The organism is Psychrobacter sp. FME13, assembly GCF_014861395.1.
In the GTDB taxonomy this organism is placed as follows: Bacteria; Pseudomonadota; Gammaproteobacteria; order Pseudomonadales; family Moraxellaceae; genus Psychrobacter.
This window is the reverse complement of sequence record NZ_RRYV01000010.1, coordinates 21,411-47,324: the sequence shown is the minus strand read 5'-3', so window position 1 is coordinate 47,324 and position 25,914 is coordinate 21,411. Positions and strand designations below refer to the sequence as shown.

Below are 25,914 nucleotides of genomic sequence, written 5' to 3'. Positions count from 1 at the left end.
TGACTATCTCTGCGAGCAGTTACGCTCGCCTAGACTGATTGTTGCGTAAGTCCTAGTTGTATAAGTTATAATGTTTTTCTTATATAAAAATAAACGATATAAGCGCGACATTAAATGTCGTGAATTATAGTAACGTAAATATCTTAACTGGCAAAAAATGGTCATCAGTGGCACACTAAATTGTCAGTTTGTATACGCAAGCTATTTAAATATCGCCTTAATATAGTTAGAGCAATTATCATGCCAAAATGAATCACAGTGATCAGACTGAATTTGTTTAAGTTGTTATTGATAAACTTTGAAGTGTTAAGTGTTTGATTACAAAACACCTATTTTTTAAAATTTAACATACATTGTCATTTGGATATCAAGGTATTCAAATGATCGTTTTGCCTCTTTCTCATCCCAATCAGATTATTGTCTATGTTTACCATTATTCAATCACACCGTACCGAAAACCTTGTCGATGAGTTGCTTGTACAATATCAGTCAAAAAACCAGTCGGTTTTTGCGCCTTTTATTGTCATTGTACCCTCAATGGTGTTGGGCGATTGGTTGGATAAAACCATTGCCAGCCGTGCTGGAATCAGCACCTTGGTACGTACTAAGTTTTGGGGTCAGTATCAGTGGACGCTCATGCAAGATGTGCTGAGCCGCCATAATACGTATTTATTACAAGCAGACCACTCTGCTAAAACCCTAAATGTACCTGACGTTGCGGTGTTGTCCCCGACAGTCATGCAGTGGCGGTTATTTGGATATTTGACCTATTATCAAGACGCTATTATAAAAGATGAAAAACACGCTGTTTACCCACTATTGTCATCTTTAATTGATGCGCCAAAACAAAACAGTCAGCAAGTCAATGGATCACAAGATAAGGCGCAACAGGATGCGCGTATTTGGCAGTTGGCAAGTGATTTGGCGCGGGTGTTTAACCGTTACTTAACCCACCGTGAAGATTGGTTGGCACATTGGTCAGATAACAAGCCGCTCAATATTGAGGAAATGCTAGCCAATAAAGACGCGTTATCACTGCGCTTTGATAAGTATGCTCGCGCCACGCCTGATTGGTTGGTGGCGCATTATGCTGAGCTAGAAGCAGCGCAGCGGTTTTTATGGTTACAGCTTTTTGCCGATGTGCACTTACACCGTGTGGCGCTCGAAAAAACTTTTTGGTCAGCGCTAAAAGGCAACAAGGCAGATGAGCGTGCTCAGTTGCCTAAAGTACTGCGTATTTTTACCATTCAGCAATTACCACAAACTGAGCTGGATTTTTTGCAGCAGTTATCAGAATACATGGATATTACCCTGCTGCACTACAACCCATCAAAGTTATTTTGGGCTGATATTGTCGATAAATCGTGGTTACAGCGCCAACAAATCATCAACCCAGAAAGTGTGTTTTTACGGGATTATGGCCATAGCTTGCTGTCGCGTTTGGGTAAACAGTCACGTGATACGTTTGCCATGCTTGCCAATTTGTCAGGTAATGAGCAATACCAAGATACGTCTGATCAAAACGTACTTGTAGAGTGGCAAGATAATTTTAATGATACGTTATCTATGGGTATCAACCATAAGCTGACTGATGCTACCAATAGCAGTGATGCGCTTAACGGTATGCAAAATAGCCCAAGTTTATTAAGGCGCTTGCAAAACGATGTGTTGATGCTTGATGAAACGGCTACTCAGCAAACTGCGGCGGCAAAAGTTTCTCAGGTAGTGAGCCAACAAATAGGGCTTGAGGATGAGAACGATCTGCAAGCAACACCATGGTATGAAGATGCCGCACTTGAAAACAAACGTTTTGAGAAAGAGCGTTTTTGGGCGATGTCTTCGCAAGACAATAGCCTAAGTATTCATTCGTGTCACAGTTTACAGCGTCAGCTCGAAGTACTGCGCATTATGATTGGACGCTGGCTTAATGAGCCAGTTCCAGCTAACGAAAAAAAACGCCATATATCTGACATTGTTGTACTACTACCTGATGTAGAGCGTCACCATGCGCTGATCAGCTCAATTTTTGTCAGTGGTAAAGGGCAAGACGGCTTGACTCTGCCAGCTAAAGTCACGGGTGTGGTGGATGCCGATATTCGTCAGTTATGGGATGCCATTATTGGTTTTTATAAATTATTGGGTAGCCACAGCGCCCGCTTTGAAGCCGCTGAGGTGTTGGACTGGCTGATGCTGCCGCCTTTGTTTGAAAGCTTTGGCTTGACCCATGAACAAATGAGCCGCGGTTGTGATTTATTGGTAGAGGCTGGATTTATTCGCGGTTTTGATGAGGGTCACCTTAAACAAACACTAGATGGCAATGACTATGACTACCGTTTTAGCTTTGCACAAGCGTTAGATAAACTGACTTTGGGCTTGGTGATGCCAGAGGCCAGTTTGAGCGATTGCTTGTATCCTATAAGTCAAGATGAGTGGCCAAGCACCGCCTTACCAGAGCGTAGCATACCGCTGTCTCAAGTGAGCTTAAACGATGCCATGATTGTGGAGGCTCTTTGCCGTATTTATGCAGGTTTAGCGGCCCGCCGTAGCGATTATATGCAAAAAATGAAAGCAGAAGACTGGCTCGACCAAATTGAGAGCCAAGTCATTCATCGCTACTTTGGAGATGTTGATCAAACCCGTACCATGCGCGCTATCTATAACGCCATGAACGGCTTTAAATCTAGCTTACGCGCCAACCGCCATTATAAGCAATACTCAAGTGGCGATAGTAGCAGCACAGAGATTGAGCAACGGCTGGCAGGAGTAGAGCAGCTACCGCTTAAGCTCAGCTTTATGTTAGATAGTATCGAGGTGGAGCTTGAGAGTCAGCAGGTCAGTGCCGAACCCACAGGTGTGATTACTTTTGGCCGATTTGGCGCACTTAGAAACGTGCCTTTTAACTTGGTGGTGATGCTTAACATGAATTTGTCGGAGTTTCCTGCACAAGACCGCGATAACCGCTACGATTTGATGAAAGCCGCCATCGCTCGTCGTGGTGATAGGGTGAGTGAGGATGATGATAATGGCGCGTTTTTAGATGCGCTGCTGTGCGCGCGGAGTGCGTGCTGGATATTTTATAACGGTCAAAGTTTAACAGACACGCATGAGCACCTGCCTGCCAACCCAGTCAGTGAGTTGTTACAGTTCTTGCAAGGAGAGGTACAGTGGCAAGTCAACTCGCTTGAAACGTTAGATTTACCCAACAATATTGACTCAGCTACCGACACACTAAAGCGTTATTTGCCAAAATTGATTAAGCAGTGGTTAGTGACAGAGCATCCTGCTTTGCCATTTCACAAAAGTTTGTTTGAAACCGATATCGAAATGGATATCAACACGGCTATGGCAGCTGATAATACTGCTGATGAACAAGCCGAAAACCATACGTCAGATAATCACTTGGCTGAGCGCGTTGATGAGCTGGATGCTATTTTGAGTAAGGCCATGCGCAAAACCAAACTGGCACAAAAAAAGCAGTTTCCACCTGCGCCGCTTTGGCAGGCTGTGTTTGACACACTAACGTCCCGAGTATCTAGCGAGCATGCGCCACTGGTTGGCCTGCCCACTAAAACACAGTACGAGGCAATTGCTCAGGTGTTAGGTACAGAGTTAGGTGTGCTTGGTCAGGCAGATGCGCAGACCTTAGATGTATTGGCTGAGCTACTGGCGCTAGATGGCGCAAGTGATTCACGCGATAGCAGTAAGACAGGCGAGGCGACCACAGCGCTTACCCAATCATTGTTTGATATTCATGAAATAGATGTAGAGGGTGTATTGGTTTACCAAGTGCGCCATCCTGCCAAAGCTTTTTTACGTAATCAAAAGGTTCATGTGGTACAAGGCGAAGAAGCGATGGCGCCTCAAGAGCCTTTGTTTTTAAACAACTTGACCACCTACCACATCAAAGAGTATTTGATTAACAGCTTGGCTTCTCATGCTACTACTAATAACACTGATGATAAAAATACGGCTGACAATAGCGTTGATAGCAGTGTTAATAACAGTGCCGATAAAAACAGCCAATTATTAATGTACCAAAGTATTATACCGGCAGGTGTGGCGCGTCAAACTACGATTCCCAATCAACAACAAAAACTGCAACAGCAATGCATGGAGTTTAAAGAACAACTGGTTGCTAATGGCTCTGCTGATGTAGCAGATCATACAAATGGTTTGCAGTTACTAACGCCAACCACTGAGCATCCTGTACAGATAGAGCTGGCGGCTGTACTAAACCATACTGACATTAATGCCGACAGCGCGTCACTGCTCAAGCGGTTACCGACATTGGTTAAGATAAAAGGCTTAGTGCCTGTATCGGCATCGGCAGAAATGTTAGCAGGCAAGGCATATGCCGAGCAGTCCCCTAAGCAGTGGTTAAATATATTACCCAACTCAGCCAGCTCCAAACATTTACTCAAGTTTTGGCTGTCGCATTTGTATTGGCAAATAGCTCGCCGCACCACTGCTGATCAAGTGGCATTAAATGATGGCGTGAGTATCTGGCGCTTTAATAAGCCCAGCTCACAGATCAAAGAATATGACAAAGTAATTGCATTTAAACTAAATCCAATTGTGTATGAAGACGCGATTGTTGAGATGATAAAGTGGGCTATTTTTTCTAATTTATCGGGTCAAGTACCCATTACGTTATTACCCGGATATGCGCTTAGCTATCTTGGTAAGTGCTCAAAAATGGAAGAAGGTGTTATCTATTGGCCAAAACGAGCTGACTTTTCAGATTGGCTGCGACCTGGATTTCACGTAGAGTCGGTATATGATACTTGCTCGCAGCATGCTATTTGGCAGTATGTATTACGTGATCAAGATGCCTTTAAGGCCTTATCTACTGCATTGACTAGCTTGGCAAAACCACTATACGCGCCAATGTTTGCCGCATTAGAGAGTTTGGACGGCTAGCTAGCAGACCGTTTTTTAGCCTGTTGATTTAATAGATAATAATTGAAAGTATATGACCATATGACAGACTTTACCGACTCCAACAGTATAGATGCTGCTAAATTGCCGTATTTATCAGATGAACACACACATTTACAGCGCCCAAGTGAATCAGATGATTTGTTTGGTGCGTCTGTTCATCCTTCTGAAAATATAGATGTGAGTGTCGCTATGGCTGAGAGTGAAACTGAGACTGAGTCTAAAGCTGTTGTACCAGCGGTTGATGTTGATTTGATGGGACGGCATTTGATTGAGGCGTCAGCTGGTACGGGTAAAACATGGACGCTTACGGGTATTGTGCTGCGTTTGCTGATTGAAGCAAAGCGCGCGCCTGAGCAAATCATTGCCACAACTTTTACCCGCGCTGCTGCTGCCGAGATGCGTCAGCGTATCCACGATCGTTTGGTAGAGTTTTATCAGATCATACAATGGGTCAATAGTTTGAGCGCCGACCTTGATAATAAAGAGGCCTTATACCCTGATATATTACAGGTGATGCCTGATACTGGTAAGGCGGAAAAAGACAAACATGGCACCAATAGCAAAGATGAGACGGTTGATACCAATATCAATACGGATTCTGACATTGATGCGGCAATTCAAATAGATACGGATGCAGATACGAGCGAGCTTAATCAAGACTTGGCTTATGAGTACGAACAAGTAAAACAAATAGCGGCAGAAAAACGCAAGCAGGCAAAAACAGCGCGTGAAGCGTGGTTGATCGAGCAAGCCAAATATGTGCGCTTAGATGGCATCATGCAAGATCCTATTAATCTGCATTTGGTTGGGTATTTGCTAGATCATGTATACAGCTATCCAATGTCGGATGCTATTCGTCGTACCGCACTGGTGTTAACCACGCTAGATAAACTGTTTGTGGGCACGCTCGATAGCTTGGCTCAAAAGTGGTTGATGGAATACAGTAGCGAAACTGGTCATCAGCAAGGCATGGATATTATTGAAGACAGCAGCATTGAGCAGGTGACTGACAGTATCGTGCATGATGAGTTGCGTCAATTTCAAAGTAGGCTATATCACGAGCAGCCAAAACTGTATGCGTTGCTAGATCAGCAAGGCAAGCTAACGGCGGTTAGCGATCATAAAAAATATGTGACGCGCTCGCTTAACTTTATCTCTGCACCGATTGATGAGGTAAAATTAGATCAAGGCTTTGATTTTGATGGCTATGAAAAGCTAATCAATGATTTTTCTCAGTTGGATCTAGCGGATATCCAGCCATATTTAAATCTTGATTATAGAAAGTCTCAAGGATTTAACGGAAACTCTAATTTATTGAAACAGTTTGATGCCATTGTTGATGTGCATCAAAAAATAGCCGAACATCAACTGGCATTTACTGGTTATTTAAACGATCGTGAGAAAAAGATTATTACGTCTTTACAAGATGCCAGATACCCAAACGAAGATGGAAAAATTAAGAACTTTAATAAAAATAAAGAGAAAGAGCATCAGGCTCTGTTTGCGTTAGAAACCATTAGTAAGTTAATGACGCTGTTAGATATGGTTGATGGGCTCAATCAGCATATTTTATTAGTGCTGGCCAATCTTAATCGCCACATCGTACTCGCAGTACGCAACCGATTGCCAGTAATTTTAGAAGAGCGCGGCGAGACGACTTTTAGCTTACAGATGGTGCGCTTAAACCAAGCGTTAACAGGCAAGCAAGGCGAAAAGCTGGCACGTTATATCCGTCACCATTACCCAGTGGCGTTAATTGACGAATCACAAGATATTAATGGTGAGCAGGCCATGATGATTGAAAGCATCTATCTGCCGAAGAAAAAGTCCAAAGTTGCTGATAATAATACAAGCTCAGCGACTAAAAAACCCAGCCATGAGTTTTTATTATTGGTTGGTGACCCAAAGCAAGCAATCTATGGGTTTCGTGGTGGTGACGTAGCGAACTATAACTACATGAAAGCCCAGTTTGATAACAGCAGCCTTTGGACGCTAGATATCAACCGTCGTTCAAACGAAAGCTTGATTGAGGCGCTTAATTGCTGGTTTGGAATGCCAACGGCAGCAACGGCCAATAACCATCTGTCGCAACTTGGTACGGGTATTTATTACCAATATATCAAAGCGGCCAAGCCAGACAACCAGCTGTCTTGGTATCATACGCCAAACTTGCTCAGTAGCCCCTTAGTGACCGACGTGCTCTCTGCCCAGCCGGTGAGCGTATTGCATTTGCCATACGATAAAGACAAAACGCTTGAGTATGATGAATTTGAGGTCATAGCACGTCATATTGCGACTGTACTCAATACTGGACAAACCTTAAAAGGCAAACCGATTCAGCCTAGCGATATTGGTGTGCTGGCACGTACCAAAAAAGACTTAAAACGGGTTGAAGATGAATTAGTCAAGCTTAATGTGCCAACCTTGACCACCAGCGATGTCAGTATTTTTGAAACCATCATGGCAGAGGATGTCGCGGCGCTGTTAAGTGCCATGCTGTACCCGTATCGTCACGATATGATTAATCGGGTGCTGACCAGTCATCTGTATGGCCTAAGCATTAAAGACATCAAAGCCATGATGCGCACCCATGAATCGGGTGTGGCACCACATAATGCCCCTAGTGTCGTTAATAAAAAAGCAGTGAATATCAAGGCGGCTAATAGTGAAAAAAGCTATCAAGATTTTATTACCTATCTCAAAGAAGCCGCACAGCGCTGGCAACACTTTGGTGTTTTGTCAGCATTACATTATCTGTTAGATGAAAGCCCTGTACAGCCACAAGGTGTATGGCAAGCACTAGCGGCGCATCCAGAAGGCGACCGCCATATCATGGATTTGCGCCACATTATGGATGTGTTGGCACAATACGGCATGGGAATGGGCGAGCATGAACTGTTGGCGTGGTTTAGGCAACATATAGACGCCGCACCCAATAGTGACTGGGCCAAACAATATCCCTTGCCGACAGAGTCTGGCGTACAGCTGATGACCATTCACAAATCAAAAGGGCTTGAGTTTCCGATTGTCTATGTATTAGGGATGGGCGATGCCAGTAGAAAATCGGGCAATAATGAGAAGTATGGCTTGTACCTATATAACGCGCAACAAGCGCCCTCAGCGTTAGCTCAGCAATCGATAGAAAATCAATCAACGGGTAATCAACGCCGTTTCTCACCTGTGCAAGGCTCTGCGACTACAGAGGACTACTACACCGAGATAGAGACAAAAGAAGGATTTGATGAGTTACGTCGCCTTGGCTACGTGGCCTTTACACGTGCCAGTGAGCAGTTATATATAGTATTGCGAGACCCTAACAACATAAAAGATATGAAGCGTAAACCGGTGTTTTATTGGTTTAACTCACCAGAACCAAAGTTTGAATTACCCGATAGACTCAAAGGCACTATTGGCATGATACGCGCGCATAATGTGGATGCGTTTTATCATAAAAACCCCAATCATGATGCGAGTGCGGTCGGCTTAACAGGCAATACTAATACCGCGCATACCACTGCTGCCTTAACTGCCAATCAACCCACAACCGAGATGATTGAGTACGCTGCGTTTTCGGACATTATGAAAATCAATTACTTTTATGGTTGGGCCAAAACCAGTTTTACCGCTTTAGCTCGTCAGCTTGACGACTCTATGCAAGCCATGGCAGTGATAGATGAGCGTATTGATGACGCTATCGACATTGATATAACAGACCCCTCAGCGTTACCAATCTTATCAGCCGGTGAGATGAGCGTTAAAACCGCAGAGGATATTCGTTTTACCTTTGTAAAAGGGGCCAATGCCGGTACGTTTTTGCACGAGATATTTGAAAAAATTGATTTTAATCAAAAATCACAGTGGTCTCAGGTGATTGATAGGGCTATCAGCAGCTATCAGTTGCCACTGGCTTATAGTAGTTTTGATCAGCAAAGCCGCATATTACAAGCCAAAAATAAGGCAGGTGGCCGGCCTATAAACACAGATTCTATTGATGCAAGTAAGCACGAGGCATTAATTGGCTGGATTGAAGAGGTGTTACATGCGCCGCTATTGGCATCAAATCAGCCTTTATATACTATTGATGCCACACGGCGGTTTGCTGAGCTAGAGTTTAATATGGGGTTGTCAGAAACTTTTAGAGCGCAAGATATTAACAAGCTCTTTGAGCAGTATTTACCTGATGATAAAGACAAACACATTAGCCTGATCGCACAAAACAAAAACCATCTGTATCGCTATTTACGCGGTGAGATTGATTTGGTATATGAGTATGCGGGCAAGTATTACGTGGTTGATTATAAAAGTAACTTTTTAGGAAATAGCCTAAGCAATTATAGTGAAAAAAATCTTAAACAAACAATGTCAAAAGCGGGGTATTGGCTACAAGCCGCGATTTATCAAGTGGCATTGCATCGGTTTCTTGCCATAAGAATAAGCGACTATGTAGGCAATGAACATAAATACCTTGGAGCTGTAGAATATGTGTTTTTACGGGGTGTGTATGATGCAAACGCAAACAGGGATAACGTAAGTGACGATATGAACACTACTACCAATAAGACTAACACTGACAGCAGCTTGATAGGTGAGGGCAGCCATAACCGTTATGGTCTAGTGACGTGGGACATTCCAATAGATTTTATTAAAGGGTTAGATGCGCTGTTTGGCTTGCCAGATTAGTCAGCTTGATCGCATGAATTGGATATCAAATAAGTCGCATTAAGCCATAAAACAGAGACAAACGCACATGAATAATAATAACCATAAAAGCAACGCTGCCATCGGCTCACAAGAAAGCTGGGCCAGTAATATTAGCGATTATATATTGCTACGCCGTCAGCAAACGCATGCGGCATATAGCACGGCCAACTTTTATGGCAATACTGCTATCAATACTGATAGCAACGCAAAACCAGTCGATTCAACCAACGACAGCGCCTTATTTGCTGCTTTGTTTGTCATGCTAGCCGCCCACTTAGAAGAAGGGCACACCGTATTAACGGTTAGCGTAGCTGAGCATGAACAGCCACAACAAGGGCGGGTGAGTGGTGAGTTGGTCACGTTATATGCGTGGCAGCAGCAGCTGTTAGAGATGCTGGCCATGCCTGTTTTAGCATTGATTGATACCCAAACGGTGACTCACCTAAATATGAACGCAGTAGATACGCAAGCCACAACGACAGCCACAGACGAACAGATAGTGGCAGCGTTGATAGAAGAGCCATCCCTGTTTGATTTGCTAGACACTTTATTTGCCAAACGCGCCCAGTTATGGACGCAACTAGCACTCACCAATCACGAAAAGGAGATACTAGCCAAGCGCTTTGATATGATAGCCGCGCTTTATCAACGTTTAAAAAATACAGATTTGGCTACTTTTATTGGCTTAATTAAAGCACATTCGCTGTTTGCCACCGTTAATACAGAGATAAGTACTAACAATATAAATGATAACAGTCAAAATAGCCTAAGCAAAAATAATCAACCTATTATTTATCAGATTATCCACGAACAAAATAACGCAGCTAAATCAATAATCTTTTGGCTACACCGCGCATGGCAAGCAGAGTTTAATTTAGCGAAACACATTCATACTATTTTGAATCAACCGATAACCCCATTAGCCATCACCATGCCAGATAACCTTAATCCTCAGCAAGTGATGGCTATTAATGTAGCCAATCACCATGCCTTTAGTATTATTACTGGTGGCCCAGGTACAGGTAAAACCTATACAGTGGCGCAGTTAGTCATAGCCTTGCAACAAGCAGCAGACAGCGGGGTAGGTGAGCATGAGCCTATTAAGTTTAGTACAGACAGCGCAAGCTTAGCGTTAGCTGCCCCAACTGGAAAGGCCGCTCAACGTATGCAAGAGTCTTTACAGGCAGCTTTGGATGCGGCAAATGTAACATTACAGCTACAAGAAGCAAAAACCATTCATCGCTTGCTTGGTATTGGGCGTACGGGTAGTCCTCGTTATCATGCCAACAACCCGCTTGGCGAAGATATTATTATTGTAGATGAAGCCTCTATGTTAGGGGTAGAGCTAGCAAACTACCTTGTGAGTGCGGTGAAACCAGGTGCTAGACTGATATTATTAGGTGACGCAAACCAGTTAGCAGCAGTAGATGCAGGCGCAGTATTGGCTGATCTATGCCATATTCCGTTATTGCAATCTATTCATGCACAGCTGACTGAAAGCCGCCGTTTTAGTGCCGACTCTGGCATTGGTAAGCTTGCGTATCAAATAAACCAGTCAACTGTAGACACTAAAGTCATTTGGCAGTTGTTAAAAAATGATGATGCGTTAAGGTTTCAATACGTTAATACTCAGCAAGCATTATCAGATAATACAACAAAAAATAGCCTAAGCAATGAAAAAATTATTAAAAAAATAGCTCTGAATTACCAAAAATATATAAGTAAAATTAAAAATCTTCTAGAAATACCAATAGAAAAATCTGTACCAGAAAAAGTAAAAAATACAATTGCATCATTAATGAACACTTTTAATCAATTTAGAATTTTAAGTGCTGGCCACAACGGAGAGTGGGGTGATCACTATATCAATAATTACCTAACTCAATGGCATTTAGCTGAGTTAAAACTACCTTTAGGGCAAAACATATGGTTCCATGGTAGGCCAGTTATGGTGTTACAAAACAATTATGAGCTTGGGTTGTTTAATGGTGATATTGGTTTTTGTTTGCAAACTCAAGATAATATGAACAAATTAGAAGTGTTTTTTGAAAATAGAACACAGGGCATCGCTGTCAATTTGCTAAATGAAGAACTGGTTGCGACTGCATATGCAATGACCATTCATAAATCGCAAGGGTCAGAATTTGACCATGTAGCGATCACGTTTGATAATAGTCATACAAGGTTGTTAAGCAAAGAGCTAATTTATACAGCAGTCACACGAGCGAAAAGACAGGTGACAATATATAGCACCAAGCATGCGTTAGAAAAAGCGGTACAAACACCCACTGAACGCCATACTGGATTAGCATTACAGTTTGCTAAACTTGACTAAATTGTATTTTGATATACATGATAGGTATAGTTGATTCACTATAAAATAAATACAGCGATACGGGTTACATTTTGCGCCGCCTCTGTCTGAGCAGGCACAGCAAGCAAGAAAAACGTAACCCATATCGCGTAGTTGTACCTCTTTTATTTAGGACTGACTATAACTGTCTGAAAAATAGGATTACAATTGTCTTAATTTTATACCATGCTAAAAAATCGATGAAATAGTTTATACGAATATAAATACTGTATGAGTAATAAAATCAACAAGGCATAACTCTCAAGTAATAAAAAAGCATCCAATTTGGATGCTTTTTTAGGACCTAAATGCTCTTAAGTCAATAAGTATAAGTCATTAAGTATGGGACTTAAACTTTATCTTCTTTGATAGCATAAATACCTGGCAAGTGGCGTAAGTAACCATGGAAGTCCATGCCACAACCATAGACATAACGGTCTGCGACATTGATACCGACAAAATCAACATCAAAACCTTTAACTTTACGATCATGTTCTTTATTCAGCAAAACACAACATTCAAGCGATAATGGTTTTTCTTTTCCTAATTCTTCAACGACTGTTTTTAGGGTAATGCCTTCATCAAAAATATCATCAATCAGCAATACATGCTCACCCGTGATATCAACATCTGGCTTAAACTTCCAGTCTAGCTCGTTTGTACCTTCGTTATCACGATAACGTGTCGCATGGATGTAATGCATGCGATGATAGAAAGTCAAATGCGTCAGTAATTGACCTGCTGGAATGAGTCCGCCATTCATCACAACCATGACGATAGGGTTTAAACCAGCATAATGTAGATTAAGTTGTGCGGCAAGACGTTCGTAAGCAGCAGCAACTTCGATACTACTTATAAGGCAATCTGAGTTACGTAATGTTTTTTCTATTTCTTGGTTACTGATTTGGGTCATCGGATGCGCCTTCGGTAAAAAGTGCCGCTTATTTTAGCAAATTTAAAAAAAATTTCCCAATAGCATGTGACTGTTGAGACAAAATTAATTAAATTTTAATGCTCATTCTGGCTTTTCTACGATGAAAGGGCGGTAGTAGTTCGCCAAACGATTTAATGAGCTGTCAGGCAGATCTGGTAGTAGCTTATGAAGTGCAATCCTCATACCTTTGTCAATCGCAGCCTTGGCGACTGGTACTGATTTGCGTTTAATGATACCTAGCTTCAAGGTTTCAGCGTAGTTGCTGATAAAGTGCGTCAGGGTTTGGTCATTCATTGTTTCAAGTGCTGCTCGAAACAAAGGCATGTCTACATGCTCAGGAGTGATAGCAGAAAAACCTTTAGTGATGGTTTCGGCATCTGTTTCGGACAGTTTAAAGCCTACCCGCATAACGCCTTCATTATCAATAAATGTGGCTCGCTCTCTCAAAAAATGAAAACTAGGAAGCACTTCTTCGTTATTTTCTTTACCAAGCAACACATTAAGTAGTGTATCTGCTGTTTTTTCAACAGTAGCAACTATTTTTTGCATAGAAGCTTTGCGTTCAGGGTTTGGCGTAATTTCAACCAACCCGACCAATAAACTATCAATCAAATCTCGTGCGGTCTGATGGGTAAGTGCATCACGGTAAGGGTAATAAGCGACTGTCTCATTTGATGCAATCACTTGTTCAGCCTCAGCAATGGCTGCTTTTAATTTATCTGAAGGTATGAATCCAAAATAATGCGCCATTATGCTTCCTTTATTTGTGTTGTCGATTCCTGATCGACGGTATCGCTTTCATTAAGCACGTCATTCTATTGAAGAATAACTATCTTTGAAAAAATCTATAACAGCCCCTAATCCAAGGTTTAATAGGTTGTATATAAATGAGTAACTTTCTCTAATTGTAAAATATAGGTTTTGTAGGTAGCAATCACATTAAAATATCGCTATTATCTGCCTGCTAATGGGTCGGCCGATTTACTCGCTGCACCCTAATCTATTATATTTTATATATTTTGATTTAAAAAGCTTGAACTCATAAGGTGATTTTCTACTTGTCTAAGGAGAGATAAGATGAATAGTGCTATTGTACTACTATTTGGCGTTGCCGCTATGCTCTGCGGTTACGTATTTTATTCAAAATTTATTGCCACAAAAATTTTAGCATTGGACAGCAGTCGTCCTACGCCAGCTCATACCATGAAAGACGGTATAGATTATGTCCCTACTAATAAATATGTATTATGGGGACACCATTTCACTTCAGTAGCAGGAGCTGCACCAATTATTGGTCCTGCCATTGCGGTTATCTGGGGTTGGGTACCTGCCGTCCTTTGGGTGGTGTTCGGTACTATTTTTATGGCTGGTGTACACGATATGTCAGCTATTTGGGCAAGTATGCGCAACAGAGGTCAGTCGATTGGCTCTATTGCAGGTACTGTCATGGGCACCCGTGTCCGCAGTTTGATGATGGTTGTCATCTTCTTATTACTACTAATGGTCAATGCTGTATTTGGCGTGGCTATTGCTAATATGATGATTAAAACACCATCTGCTGTATTGCCAGTTTGGGGAGCCTTAGTGGTTGCCTTTATCATTGGTCAGTGTATTTATCGCTACAAAATGAATTTGGTCTGGGTATCAATTATTGGGGTAACTGCTTTATACAGCCTTATCTATCTTGGTACTATATTTCCTATTGCGCTACCTGAAACTATTTTTGGGTTACCTGATAACGCCGTATGGATTCTTATCTTGTTTAGCTATGCCGCGATAGCGTCATTATTACCAGTATGGATGCTGCTGCAACCTCGCGATTATATTAATGGTTTACAGTTATTTGTTGGTTTAATTCTATTGTATGCTGCTATCTTTATTGGTACTCCTGATATTGTAGCACCAGCGATCAATACCTCATTACCAATGGATACACCTTCACTACTACCATTGTTGTTTGTGACGATTGCTTGTGGTGCCATATCTGGTTTCCATGGTTTGGTGGCAACAGGAACGACCTCTAAACAGATTGACAAAGAAGAAGACGTTCGTTTCGTTGGTTATTTCGGTGCACTTGGCGAAGGTATGCTAGCACTTGGGGCAATCCTTGCGGCTACTGCTGGCTTTGCTACCCTTGGTGATTGGCAAGCGGTCTATCAAAAGTTTGGTGATGGCTCTATCGGCGCCTTTATCGATGGCGGTGCAACGATTCTGAGTGCTGGCGTAGGTATTGATATGGTGCTATCACAGACCATGCTGACAGTCATGGCAGCGTTGTTTGCTGGTACTACGATGGATACTGGTGTACGTTTACAACGTTATATCTTCCAAGAATTTGGTGAGATTTACAAATTACCTGCATTAAGTAAAGGTATCGTCGCAACATTACTAGCAGTGGGCAGCTGTTTATTACTAGCATTTGGTGCTGGTGGTATCGATGGTGCTGGTGGTATGATTATTTGGCCACTATTTGGTACGACCAATCAGCTAATGGCTGCGTTAACCTTAATGATTGTAACGGTTATCTTGTTACGTAAAGGCAAGCCTGTCTGGTTTACATTAGCGCCGTTGTCGTTCCTATTAGTGATGACCGTATTTGCACTACTGATTCAGCTCAAAACCTTCTTTACCGATGGAAATTGGCTACTTATTATTATGGATATTATTATCTTAGTCGCTACTATTTTAGTGACTTTTGAGAGTTTGTCTGTACTACGTAAAGAATGGTCGTTACATAAAGGTGAAGGCGGTGACGTTTAAACATTAAATCATATTAAATGTCTGTTCAATAAAAAACGCTAGCAGCCATTGCTGGCGTTTTTTGTTTCAAATAGGCATTATAGATAATAAGAGCTAAGTAAAATACGAGCATATTATGGAAAATGACAATATATCAAATGGGATAGAAAGCATTCAACCGTTAGAGAGCAACCAACCATGGTGGCAGCGATTTAAGCATGGGCTAAATGAGTTTTATCATGCGCCATACCGCCAGACGATGGCACGTGCGGCACGTGATGAAGAAGATTTTTTTATGTTGCTCATGTTTGCTGAAAGCTTAGGTATCGATAACCCTGCCAGCTTTTATACACTAGAGCTACAGCCGCTATTTTTAGAAAATTTTCACGAATGGCATACTAGAATGGGTATGGATAGATGTCCCTTTGACCACGTTGGTTGCTGCTAATAACTTATTGGGCACAAAGAAATAAGAATTAATTGAAAAATGAGATAAAGCTATGGCGTTACACCCTTTACATGGATTGGTAGAGCAGTTAGAGACACAACCGATTATATTTATCGGTGGAAAAGGCGGCGTAGGGAAGACCACGACTGCCGCCGCACTGGCTAGCTACTATGCTAGCCAGCAGCAAAAGACCTTAATTGTCTCGACTGATCCAGCACATAGTTTGGGCGATGTTTTGAATGTTCGCCTAAGCAACGAAAAAACAGTGATGTCACCTTATTTAGATGCCATCGAGCTAAATCCAGACATCATCGTTGATGCGCATTTTGCACAGGTTGAGCGCACTATTACAGCCTATGCCAATCCAGATATGATGCCCAAGATTCGAGAGCATTTGCAGCTATCAAAATCAGCTCCAGGTGCCCAGGAAGCTGCGATGCTTGAATCTATGTGTCAGCACTTAGTCAGCGCCGCAGATGCAGATTATGATCATATTATTTTTGATACGGCACCAACAGGGCATACTCTACGGTTATTGGTACTACCAGAGATGATGGGTGCGTGGACAGATGGACTGCTTGCACAGCAGCGACGACAGTCTAAGTTACGCTCGGTGGCAAACCATTTAGACAGTCACAATCAAAAAAACGATAAGAACGATGTGGCAAATCCGTTTGCAGCAAAAAAATCAGACCGCTGGGAACAAGCCGTATCTGTATTAGAAAAACGCAAACAGCTGTTTCGTCAAGCAGGAGCATTACTTCACGACCGTGCTCAAACAGCTATTGTGTTGGTTATGACTGCAGATGTATTGCCATTGGCTGAGACCAGACGTGCGATCAAGCAGTTAGAATACAGCAAACTCACGCCAGCAGCGATCGTCATCAATCAGCTGATAACACCTACTCAGTCTGATAACTTTTGGCAGCTGCGTGCCGATAGACAACAGCAAATTATGCAAGATATAGAGACAAGCTTTACTAAGTATCCGCTATATCCAATCTATCTACAGCAGACAGATGTACGTGGTACTGATGCATTGAGTGCTTTACTGAAACCAGTACTCTAGGTTTTGAATAATAACGTATGTACTTATTATCAATTATGCTTAATTTGGCGAGTCATGATTGTACGACTGTAATTTGGCCGAGAGCGACCACGCCATATCTGCTCGTAATAGCTGCGCTTGCTCAGACTTGCCACTACTAAGTGACGACCATTGCGGCTTACCACGGGCTTTTTTTAACTCGCTTGGTAGTTTGTTGGTTGGCCATGGCGTCACTAGATTATCGTCTTCATTCTCGCTTGATTCATCATCATGTTTTGCGCCGTTATATATCAATTGGGTCGCATCTGTCGCTGCATGACCACGATGACGCAACGCGGTCAGTAAATCAATCGCTCGAGTAGCCAGTAGTGTCAACGTAGCAGGGTCGATATATAAGCGCTTCACCCCTGTAATCCTATCAGCAATACTACTGGTATTAGACAACAACCCTCCGGCAATACCACCAATTGCTGTACCCAAGCCTAGCGTCATACCCAATGCGGCTGCATCAACACCTAAGCCCAACAGTGCACCAGCGGCCGCGCCCGAAGTCGTACGAATACCATAGCTTTTGAGAAGTTCAGGGTCAAATGGGTCTTGTTGATAGGCTTGTAGCTCCAGTGGGGTTGCAGCGACAGCATTGTCATAGAACTTATATAAGTTGAGCAAGTTATGCTGCATGGTACGTTCGCTCTGTCGAACGGCTTCCTGCATTTGTGTCAGTACTGGCATGGGATCGTCGCTGTCATTAATCTCACGCACAAAAGCTGCGACATTGATCAAAAAGTCAGCAATAACGATATTTGCCTCGTCACTCAGCCGTGCCCAGTTTTCGGTCCGACGTTGCATCAATTGCTCAAGCATCTCAGAATGGGTGAGCATGGTGGCTAAGTTTTGCCATAGGCGCATCTCATCTTCGAATTCAAAAGCAACTGAATCAAAACGCGTCGATATATGCAAATTTCGTCTTGCCAGCATCGTCTGCCATTCATCGATATTGGCATTCTGACTGTCGGTGAAATTAAAGACAGGCATGACAGGAATGGCTGCCCAAGACAAGATAGCCAGCTCGTCTTTATATTTGCCCAGCACTGGCTCGCGCGCATCGACGACATAGATAGCCATATCACTTGCTAGTAGCTGACGAATCACTTTGGCTTCTTGGCTATAGTCATAGCTTTGTGCATGATAGCTATCTGCATGATTCTCTAAAGGGTTATCTAAATGGCTGTCTGAAGCACCACCATTTGTCCCTTGAGCAATATCCGCAGCCAAAAACTGCTGCAAACGCTCAATCCCATCACGGCGACTGGCGGTATTATCCTCTAACCAATCCATCAACCCTGAGGCATCTTCTAGACCAGGCGTATCATATAGTGCGACTAGTACTTCGCCAGTTTGGCTATCTGTTAACTGAGCCTGTTCGACATGTCGTGTGGTGGCGGCCTCGTTTTTTACTTCACCAAAATACACGTCGCGTAATAAGGTGCGCAGGATAGAGGTCTTACCTGTATTGGTGTGACCGACAACGGCTAGTTTGAGTGGCTCACCACTAGCGATGGTTTTTTTAGCGGCTTGCTGTTCCTTATCTAATGTCGGTTGCTCTGCTATATGTGACTGTGATTGTGTATCAGATACAGATAGTGGTGCAGTTTTTGAGTGAGGTGTTGAGTCATTTGAATCAGGTGTCACCTTATACGCTTTATCTGCAAAAAGACCAACCGGTTTATCATTGTTTTTATTGCTTTCATGAGTGTTATTGTCATTATTCATAATAAAATCTTATATTAATTATCGATATGCTTAAGCGTTAAGCCGCACTAGTAGGTGGTAGGTAGATGATAGGTGAATTGCTCTACGCATCTGTATCGACCAAACCAATTTCTCGTGCAGATAACGCAGTCTGCCACTGCTGATAGCGAAGGCCTTGGTTTTCTACTTGCTGTGATTCTGACGTATGCAAATCTGAAGCATCAACAGTCAGACCCGTGTCGTTCAGTAGTTTTACAATCAGTCCCTCTTTTGCATGACTGGCAATCTGATCAAGTTTGCGTAATGTGCCACGGTCAGGCAATGCTCTATTATGAATACCGAGTAACACTTGTACTGGATGATTGTCTAGATACGTTTTTAACCGTGCCATATCATCACGATCATCTAATATGCCAAAATTCTCCACATCGCCCTCAAGTGTGTTATCAAAACCTGATTGCCACCAGCTATCTTGCTCGGTTGGGTATTCAAGCAGTGCAACCAGTTTCTTGCCAGCGCTCACGGTGGCTTTCGGTGCGATAGGAGTAGGTGCCTCATTAAAGTCATCGGCGTCAACCACTTGGCGTTGCCAAAAACTCAAAATCTTCTGATAATAAGGCAGTTTAAGATCTAAACGCATTTTTTTTCGGCGAAACATTAAGGCGCACCCCCCCCAAGCAAGCGCTCGTGGTACGATGCCATACATCAGCAAGCTACCGATTAGTAGTCCGGCCCATTGCCGCGCAACAGATAGCGGCATAGCATCTGTCACCAATCGACTCTGTGCGATAGCCGCACTGTCCGGCACCCCAAATCCCACCATGCTAGGTAGCCAGCCTAATATCTGAGTCAAAGTAATAAGCGCCTGATCAGATAATAGTGTCGACTCCCAACTAAAGCTGTACTGACGCACAATCAACAAAAACACAATTGCCAATAACATACCTGTCAATGTCGCAAGCCACAATTGATGGCTGAACCTGCCAAGATACCAGCGCATACCGCTATGATGTAATTGACGTTCGTACAAATTCACAGCCGCCTTGGTCACATCATCCTTACCACGTATCAGATAACTGGGACTGACAAAACTGGCGAACCAATTGGATGATTGCTTACCTTGATTAACCAAAGTCATGGCAAGCCAGCCTAAGAGCATAATAGTATGAAACCCTAATAAGCAAACCAACACATAAAAGAAATTCACCACATTGGCCTGTAGTAGCGTAAATAAGCCCAAAAATCCTGAGATGCACCACACCACACTCATTACGACCATGATGCCTTTGATACGGCCATCAATCTTACCCAATACTCGTGTCAGTGCACCATTACTGTCAATACGTGAAGCGCGGCGATGCAGCTTTTGTATCGGTTTGCCATCTTCATTTTGCAGCTTTTCCGTGATGAGTAGCGGGTCAGTGGCAAATACATGCTGCTGTGTCTCAAGCGTGCGTACCAACTCAGTTAATTGGTCTTGGGGTGATAGCATAATGCGATAACATCCGTATAAAAGCGTTAAGGTAAAATAGCAATAATTGGTTATTGTAGCCTATATATAGGGTCTATTGAACATTCAAACATCAGGGCTATTAATCGCTAAGATTACACTAGACTAGGCATAAGCTGATGATTTTGCCAATAAACGAATAGGAATGATTCATAAGTGCCCATCTTTTAAACATTTTCATTACGGTAAAAACCCTAAGCGTACGCCAAAATAAGCTATGTTCAGTACTATAAAACTAATAAAAACTCAAATAATAAGAGCAGGAAAATCATCATGAATAATAAAACCTATCTAATCATTGGTGGTACAGGTGGCATTGGTAAGGCGATGATAGAGCAGCTAACCGCCAACACAGCACATGACACGTTTGTCTTTGCTACTCATAATAAGAACCTACCTGATTTTGAAGCAGCCAATCTACACTGGATATCGATGGATGTCTGTGATGAGAGCAGTATCGAACAAGCGGCTGACATCATCAAACAGCACACGGATCATATCGACTGGGTCATTAACTGTGCGGGATTATTGCATACTGAAACGCAGCAACCGGAGAAAGCCCTGCGCCAGATGGAGACGGATTTCTTTTTACAGAATATGCAAGTAAACGCTCTAGCCAGTTTGCTGATTGCTAAGCATATGAAATCATTGCTGGTAAAAGCTAAGCGCAGCAACAAGGTACCCGCTGTTTTTGCGACGATATCAGCGCGAGTGGGTAGTATCAGTGACAATCAATTGGGCGGTTGGTATAGCTACCGGATGAGTAAAGCTGCACTCAATATGGGAATGAAAAACCTAAGCATCGAATGGGGTAGGTCGTTCAAGGACGTATGCGTGGTAGTCATGCAGCCAGGAACGGTTAACACGCAACTATCAGCGCCGTTTCAAGGCAATGTGGCTGACGGACATTTATTCTCGCCAGCCTATAGTGCTGAATGCTTGTTAGAAGTACTGAGTGGTATGACGGCAGCACAATCAGGCAGTTTTGTAGATTGGGCTGGAGAGTCTATTTCTTGGTGATAGCGGTATAGCGGTGAGAAATGAGCGAGTCGTTGCTTTAGGTCATCAAGTACAGTAAACCTAAAACGAATAACGCTGACATGATTAATAGTAAAAAGCTGAGAATCTTACTCGTGGTAGAAGTAGAGCTTGTGCTTTCTTTTTTTACTTTCACTTTTTTGACCACATGTAGCACCATTTTTACATGCTCAATATTGTCTTCGAGGTAGTGTTCGCCTTCGGGTACAAACCCTAAAGACTGATAAAAATCTAGCAAGTAGGCTTGTGCAGAGATAATGATAGGGCGTTTTTTGCCATATTTTTTACGACAATGTGCAATAGCATGGTTCATCATATCCCGTGCTAAGCCGCCACCTCGATGCTCTGCTAATACCAGCACGCGACCAATCGCAGACATAGAGGTATCACTCGGTGCGGCGTCGGCTACCGACAGGTTAGATTTTAACTTATTAAATTCAGGCGGAATGATTCGGCAATATGCGATCAGGGTCTCATTTTGATGGGCGATCAGATGCAGACAGTCAAAATCCAGCTCATCCATATCTTGATAAGCGCAGTTTTGTTCGACCACAAACACTTGCGAGCGCGCTTTTAAAATATGATAAAGATCAACCGAGGTAAGTTCATCGAACGTTTTAACAGAAAAATTACAGGTCATAATGAAGCAGCTTTTAGCGGATTGATTTGGATTTGGCTATAGCGACTTTTAACTATAGTAACGATTAGGGTCTATTAAACATTCAAACATTAGTACGGCTAATCGCTATTTGACTGTTCAATAGACCCTAGAATTTTTTAAGTAAGGATCATTATAACGATTTAAGCACGTATTAACCATTGCTAACCATGTAGCGTTTGACTGATCTTATCCAAATTCAAGCTGTCAGACATGGCGCTAAAAATCTCAAAGTACTTGCCACGTTGTTTATACAGTTCCTCATGCGTGCCTGTCTCGACTACTTGGCCATTTTCTATCACTACCAAATCATCAGCATCAATAATCTGCGCAATATTGTGCGACACAATAATTACGGTTCTATCTTTTTTGATCAAATCCAAGCTTTTTTTGACTTGCTGACTGGCAATGGCATCAAGACTGGCGGTTGGTTCATCCAAAAATACGATAGGCGGATCCTTCAAAAACATCCTAGCCAGTGCAATGCGCTGCTGCTGACCACCAGACAGCGATTTGGCTTCGCTGTCATAGCCACTTGGTAGGGCAATGACTTGCTGATGTATTGACGCTTTTTTAGCAGCGGCAATGATATCTTCGTCCGTTGCACTCATGTCTCCATAACGAATGTTTTCACCAATCGTACCCGAAAAAATATGGTTGCTTTGTAGCACAAGGCCAATTTTCTGTCGTAAAGCTTGCGTATCATAGTCGTCTAAATCATGACCATCTAAGCAAATACTACCGGCTTCTGGCTCATAAAATTTAACCAACAGATTGATGATGGTGCTCTTGCCAGCACCGCTTAAACCCACTAGCGCGGTAATACGATTGGGTTTAATGGTAAAGCTGACATCGTTTAAGGCTTTGGTACCATTAGGATAAGTAAAATCGACGTTTTTTAGCTCAATGTGGCCTTGCAACTGCTGACTTGGTAAGCCACCAATCGTCTCGACTTGCTTGTCGTCTTCTAAAATATCAAAAAATCCTTCGGCATAGGTTAGTGCATTGTTGATCTGATCGTAAATGCGATGCAACTGACGAATGGGCGCGGCGACATTTTGAAACAGCATGACATGAAACAAAATCATACCAATGGTCATCTCGCCTTTTAGCACAAAATAGGCCGTGAGTAAGATAATCATCACCACGCCAATCTGTTCGATAAAGGTTTTGACGCCATCATAAATAAAAGCAATGCTACGAATACGTAGCTGATTGTCAGTCATGTCTTTTTGAATCGCCAAGTGCTTTTGGGCTTCAATGGGTTCGCGTACAAAAGACTTGACCACGCTGATGGCGTTAATTAAGGAGATAACCAGCCCGCTTTTTGTTTCGCGGTAACCACGCATTTGCCGCCGAAATCCTTGCAGGCGGTTGGCTTGTTTTTGACTGATAAAGAAATAAATGGGCACAATGATAAGACCAACCATGCCTACCCAAAAATTGGTAGAAAACATGATGACGAGTGACACAATGGCACTGGCAAATAACGGCAGCATGTCAATAAAAAAGTTCTGTACCAAGCTGGTGAGGCTACTGACACCTAAGTCAATACGGGTTTGTAGTTTGCCGCTGTCGTTATTGCTACTGGTATAAAATGCCATGCGATAGGTGAGAATACGCTCAACCACCTTTTGAGATAAATCTCTTGAGAGATTGATGCGGATTCTTTCGCCAAAGTAGCGTTGCCCAAATGAGATAAAAATAGACAATACTTCTTTGATGAGTAGCACCGCACTAATAATACCTAGCATACGTCCACCCGCCGCCCAAGGGTCGGTGAGGGTAGCGATGTCGGTTAAGGTGTCTACGGTGTAGCGCAATACAAAAGCGTTGACCTGCGCGGTAAACGAGCCGAGTACCGTTAATATCAACGTGAGTAAAATTAACGCTTTGTAAGGCGCGGCAAACACGGCTAGCTTTTTGAGGATAGACCACAGTAAAGCGCCCCGTTCTGCTTTATTGGTGGGCGGCTTGATATTAAGTGGAACGCGGCGCGGTGGGGTTGGCATATCGAAAATAACCGTAGCGATTACCGTTAGTTAATCTAGTTCAGCACGTGAAAATAAATCTACTATCAAATTGTGGTCATCGCATGCTTGCTTAAAGGCCACAGTAAAAGTACTCAGGGCATTTTTATCTGATGAATACGCCACAAACATACTGCCTTCTGGATCGAATTTGATCACATTTTGCCATTCTGGATATTTTTCTTGCAAGAATACAGTGGCTAAACTTCCCCAATCATAACCATTGCCTTCAAACCCTTCGTTGGCACGTGTGGCAAAAACTTCAGCTTTATAAGAACCCACATCGCTCAAACATACAGAAACGCTATCTTCGTGCTCGACCCAGAAGAAAGGGCTGATGACTTGCTCAAAATCTTGCCTACTCATTGTGTTATACCTAATATTTGAATATCAAACAGATCTTAATACTAACACTTAGGAGTTATCAATTTGTTAGTTTTTACTTATGAGGCGTACTAAAAAGCATCTGCTGGCACAAAAACCTCACCAACCATGATACGCCTTGCTGAACGGCTCATCGAGACTTTTTTGGCTTGCCAGCGGTCATCGACTTGTTCTGTTTTGCCGCCTACTAGTAGAGTACCTGATGGGTGACCAAAACGTACTTCATCGAACTTCTGACCACCAGCGGCCTCATTTACTAAGGTTCCTTGTGTGGTTGCTGCTGCAGCAATGGCGACAGCTGCTGTACCCATCATGGCGTGATGCAATTGCCCCATACTCATGGCACGTACCACTAAATCAATTTCGCCAGCATCGACCGACTTACCACTAGAGGCGGTATAGCTCTGTGCTGCGCCCACCCAAGCGATTTTAGGAATGTGTTGACTGGTCTGTGCCTCGCTCACATCTTTAAATAATCCCATCGCCACACCGCCTTTGGCGCGGATAGTCTCAAGCTTAGCAAGTAGCTCGCTGTCGCTATTGATATCACCTTGCAATTCAGTACCCATAAACCCCAAATCTTCTGCTTTCATAAAGATGGTCGGGATACCAGCGCTAATAAAGGTAGCTTTGACGCTATCGGTATTTAAACCGCAACCCGTTACATCGAAGTCATCGACCAAGTTGCCAGTAGGGAACATGTCGCTGGTGGCATCGACTGGATCGATAAACTCAATTTTGACTTCAGCGGCGGGAAAGGTGACGCCGTCTAATTCAAAGTCGCCTGTTTCTTGAACCTGGACTTTTTTATCTGCGTCTTGATAGACGGGAACATGGGCAATGATAGTTTTGCCGATGTTTTCTTGCCAAATGCGTACTTCACAAATGCCGCTTTTAGTATTGTCATCGATGCTATTAGCAATCTTGTCGGCAGCAACTAGCCCCATGTTAATGGCGCAAGCACCAACAGCTGCGGTTAAGTTGCCGCAGTTACCCGCCCAGTCAATCATGGGTTTGGCGATATTGACTTGTCCAAATAGATAATTGACATCGTGGCTGTCATCATTTGCTGGAGATAAAATAACCGTTTTTGAGGTGCTAGAGCTGCCATTACCCAAGCCATCGATTTGCTTACCATAAGGGTCTGGGCTACCAATCACACGTAGCAAAAACTTATCACGTGACTCGCCAGCGACTTGGCAACGCTCAGGTAAATCAGACAGTTTAAAGAAAGTGCCTTTTGAGGTACCACCGCGCATATAGGTGGCGGGGACTGATATTTGCGGAGCGAAAGAAGGTTTGGATTTAGGATTGGTTTGAGCCACTGTATTAAGTCCTTTTTATATTGTTGTAAGATTAGGATGGTGCCATCAGCAAG

Annotated in this window: 15 protein-coding genes; 7 read left to right on the top strand and 8 right to left on the bottom strand. The window is 42.9% G+C overall.

Annotation, left to right across the window (positions count from 1 at the left end):
* The first annotated feature begins 423 nt into the window (after positions 1–423).
* The 3 genes from EI164_RS02770 (at position 424) to recD (ending at position 11,977) form a co-directional block, all read left to right on the top strand.
* A complete protein-coding gene (locus EI164_RS02770; protein ID WP_192518476.1) occupies positions 424–4,920 on the top strand; it encodes an exodeoxyribonuclease V subunit gamma in 4,497 nt (1,498 codons plus the stop codon).
* 210 nt (positions 4,921–5,130) lie between these two features.
* A complete protein-coding gene (locus EI164_RS02765; protein WP_413038426.1) occupies positions 5,131–9,621 on the top strand; it encodes a UvrD-helicase domain-containing protein in 4,491 nt (1,496 codons plus the stop codon).
* 67 nt (positions 9,622–9,688) lie between these two features.
* Positions 9,689–11,977, top strand: a complete 2,289-nt coding sequence (gene recD / locus EI164_RS02760) for an exodeoxyribonuclease V subunit alpha (protein ID WP_192518474.1) — start codon at positions 9,689–9,691, stop codon at positions 11,975–11,977.
* 367 nt (positions 11,978–12,344) lie between these two features.
* On the opposite strand, the gene EI164_RS02755 is transcribed toward recD, so the two are convergent.
* Together EI164_RS02755 and EI164_RS02750 are read right to left on the bottom strand one after the other, a co-directional pair.
* The gene (locus tag EI164_RS02755) at positions 12,345–12,908 is read right to left on the bottom strand and encodes a hypoxanthine-guanine phosphoribosyltransferase (protein ID WP_192518473.1); all 564 of its coding nucleotides are present in this window, start codon (positions 12,906–12,908) and stop codon (positions 12,345–12,347) included.
* Between the two features lie 102 nt (positions 12,909–13,010).
* Entirely contained in the window at positions 13,011–13,679 is a 669-nt protein-coding gene (locus EI164_RS02750; RefSeq protein WP_192518472.1) for a hypothetical protein, read from the bottom strand.
* Between the two features lie 327 nt (positions 13,680–14,006).
* Between EI164_RS02750 and EI164_RS02745 the strand changes: the two genes are divergently transcribed.
* The 3 genes from EI164_RS02745 (at position 14,007) to EI164_RS02735 (ending at position 17,185) form a co-directional block, all read left to right on the top strand.
* Positions 14,007–15,689 carry a carbon starvation protein A gene (locus tag EI164_RS02745; RefSeq protein ID WP_192518471.1) on the top strand — a complete coding sequence of 561 codons (1,683 nt, stop codon included), beginning with the start codon at positions 14,007–14,009 and terminating at the stop codon, positions 15,687–15,689.
* Positions 15,690–15,804: 115 nt separating this feature from the next.
* A complete protein-coding gene (locus tag EI164_RS02740) occupies positions 15,805–16,116 on the top strand; it encodes a cory-CC-star protein (protein ID WP_192518470.1) in 312 nt (103 codons plus the stop codon).
* A gap of 52 nt (positions 16,117–16,168) precedes the next feature.
* Entirely contained in the window at positions 16,169–17,185 is a 1,017-nt protein-coding gene (locus EI164_RS02735; RefSeq protein WP_192518469.1) for an ArsA family ATPase, read from the top strand.
* A gap of 39 nt (positions 17,186–17,224) precedes the next feature.
* On the opposite strand, the gene EI164_RS02730 is transcribed toward EI164_RS02735, so the two are convergent.
* Together EI164_RS02730 and EI164_RS02725 are read right to left on the bottom strand one after the other, a co-directional pair.
* Positions 17,225–18,937 carry a DUF3482 domain-containing protein gene (locus EI164_RS02730; RefSeq protein WP_192518468.1) on the bottom strand — a complete coding sequence of 571 codons (1,713 nt, stop codon included), beginning with the start codon at positions 18,935–18,937 and terminating at the stop codon, positions 17,225–17,227.
* 82 nt (positions 18,938–19,019) lie between these two features.
* A complete protein-coding gene (locus EI164_RS02725; protein WP_192518467.1) occupies positions 19,020–20,408 on the bottom strand; it encodes a DUF2868 domain-containing protein in 1,389 nt (462 codons plus the stop codon).
* 291 nt (positions 20,409–20,699) lie between these two features.
* Here EI164_RS02725 and EI164_RS02720 point away from each other — a divergent pair, with 291 nt between their 5' ends.
* On the top strand, positions 20,700–21,446 hold the full coding sequence (locus EI164_RS02720; RefSeq protein ID WP_192518466.1) for an SDR family oxidoreductase: 747 nt from the start codon (positions 20,700–20,702) through the stop codon (positions 21,444–21,446).
* Positions 21,447–21,483: 37 nt separating this feature from the next.
* On the opposite strand, the gene EI164_RS02715 is transcribed toward EI164_RS02720, so the two are convergent.
* The 4 genes from EI164_RS02715 to prpF all read right to left on the bottom strand — a co-directional run bounded on the left by EI164_RS02715 (position 21,484) and on the right by prpF (position 25,861).
* Positions 21,484–22,104, bottom strand: a complete 621-nt coding sequence (locus EI164_RS02715) for a GNAT family N-acetyltransferase (protein ID WP_192518465.1) — start codon at positions 22,102–22,104, stop codon at positions 21,484–21,486.
* 182 nt (positions 22,105–22,286) lie between these two features.
* Positions 22,287–24,134 (bottom strand): ABC transporter ATP-binding protein, encoded by a 1,848-nt coding sequence (locus EI164_RS02710; protein ID WP_192518464.1) that lies wholly within the window; start codon positions 24,132–24,134, stop codon positions 22,287–22,289.
* Positions 24,135–24,164: 30 nt separating this feature from the next.
* Positions 24,165–24,518 carry an immunity 51 family protein gene (locus EI164_RS02705; RefSeq protein WP_192518463.1) on the bottom strand — a complete coding sequence of 118 codons (354 nt, stop codon included), beginning with the start codon at positions 24,516–24,518 and terminating at the stop codon, positions 24,165–24,167.
* Between the two features lie 89 nt (positions 24,519–24,607).
* The gene (gene prpF, locus EI164_RS02700; protein WP_192518462.1) at positions 24,608–25,861 is read right to left on the bottom strand and encodes a 2-methylaconitate cis-trans isomerase PrpF; all 1,254 of its coding nucleotides are present in this window, start codon (positions 25,859–25,861) and stop codon (positions 24,608–24,610) included.
* Positions 25,862–25,914: the final 53 nt, after the last annotated feature.

Coding starts and splice junctions, on each gene's coding strand:
- EI164_RS02770 (WP_192518476.1), top strand. CDS start 424: ATGTTTACCATTATTCAATCACACCGTACCGAAAACCTTGTCGATGAG.
- EI164_RS02765 (WP_413038426.1), top strand. CDS start 5,131: ATGGCTGAGAGTGAAACTGAGACTGAGTCTAAAGCTGTTGTACCAGCG.
- recD (WP_192518474.1), top strand. CDS start 9,689: ATGAATAATAATAACCATAAAAGCAACGCTGCCATCGGCTCACAAGAA.
- EI164_RS02755 (WP_192518473.1), bottom strand. CDS start 12,908: ATGACCCAAATCAGTAACCAAGAAATAGAAAAAACATTACGTAACTCA.
- EI164_RS02750 (WP_192518472.1), bottom strand. CDS start 13,679: ATGGCGCATTATTTTGGATTCATACCTTCAGATAAATTAAAAGCAGCC.
- EI164_RS02745 (WP_192518471.1), top strand. CDS start 14,007: ATGAATAGTGCTATTGTACTACTATTTGGCGTTGCCGCTATGCTCTGC.
- EI164_RS02740 (WP_192518470.1), top strand. CDS start 15,805: ATGGAAAATGACAATATATCAAATGGGATAGAAAGCATTCAACCGTTA.
- EI164_RS02735 (WP_192518469.1), top strand. CDS start 16,169: ATGGCGTTACACCCTTTACATGGATTGGTAGAGCAGTTAGAGACACAA.
- EI164_RS02730 (WP_192518468.1), bottom strand. CDS start 18,937: ATGAATAATGACAATAACACTCATGAAAGCAATAAAAACAATGATAAA.
- EI164_RS02725 (WP_192518467.1), bottom strand. CDS start 20,408: ATGCTATCACCCCAAGACCAATTAACTGAGTTGGTACGCACGCTTGAG.
- EI164_RS02720 (WP_192518466.1), top strand. CDS start 20,700: ATGAATAATAAAACCTATCTAATCATTGGTGGTACAGGTGGCATTGGT.
- EI164_RS02715 (WP_192518465.1), bottom strand. CDS start 22,104: ATGACCTGTAATTTTTCTGTTAAAACGTTCGATGAACTTACCTCGGTT.
- EI164_RS02710 (WP_192518464.1), bottom strand. CDS start 24,134: ATGCCAACCCCACCGCGCCGCGTTCCACTTAATATCAAGCCGCCCACC.
- EI164_RS02705 (WP_192518463.1), bottom strand. CDS start 24,518: ATGAGTAGGCAAGATTTTGAGCAAGTCATCAGCCCTTTCTTCTGGGTC.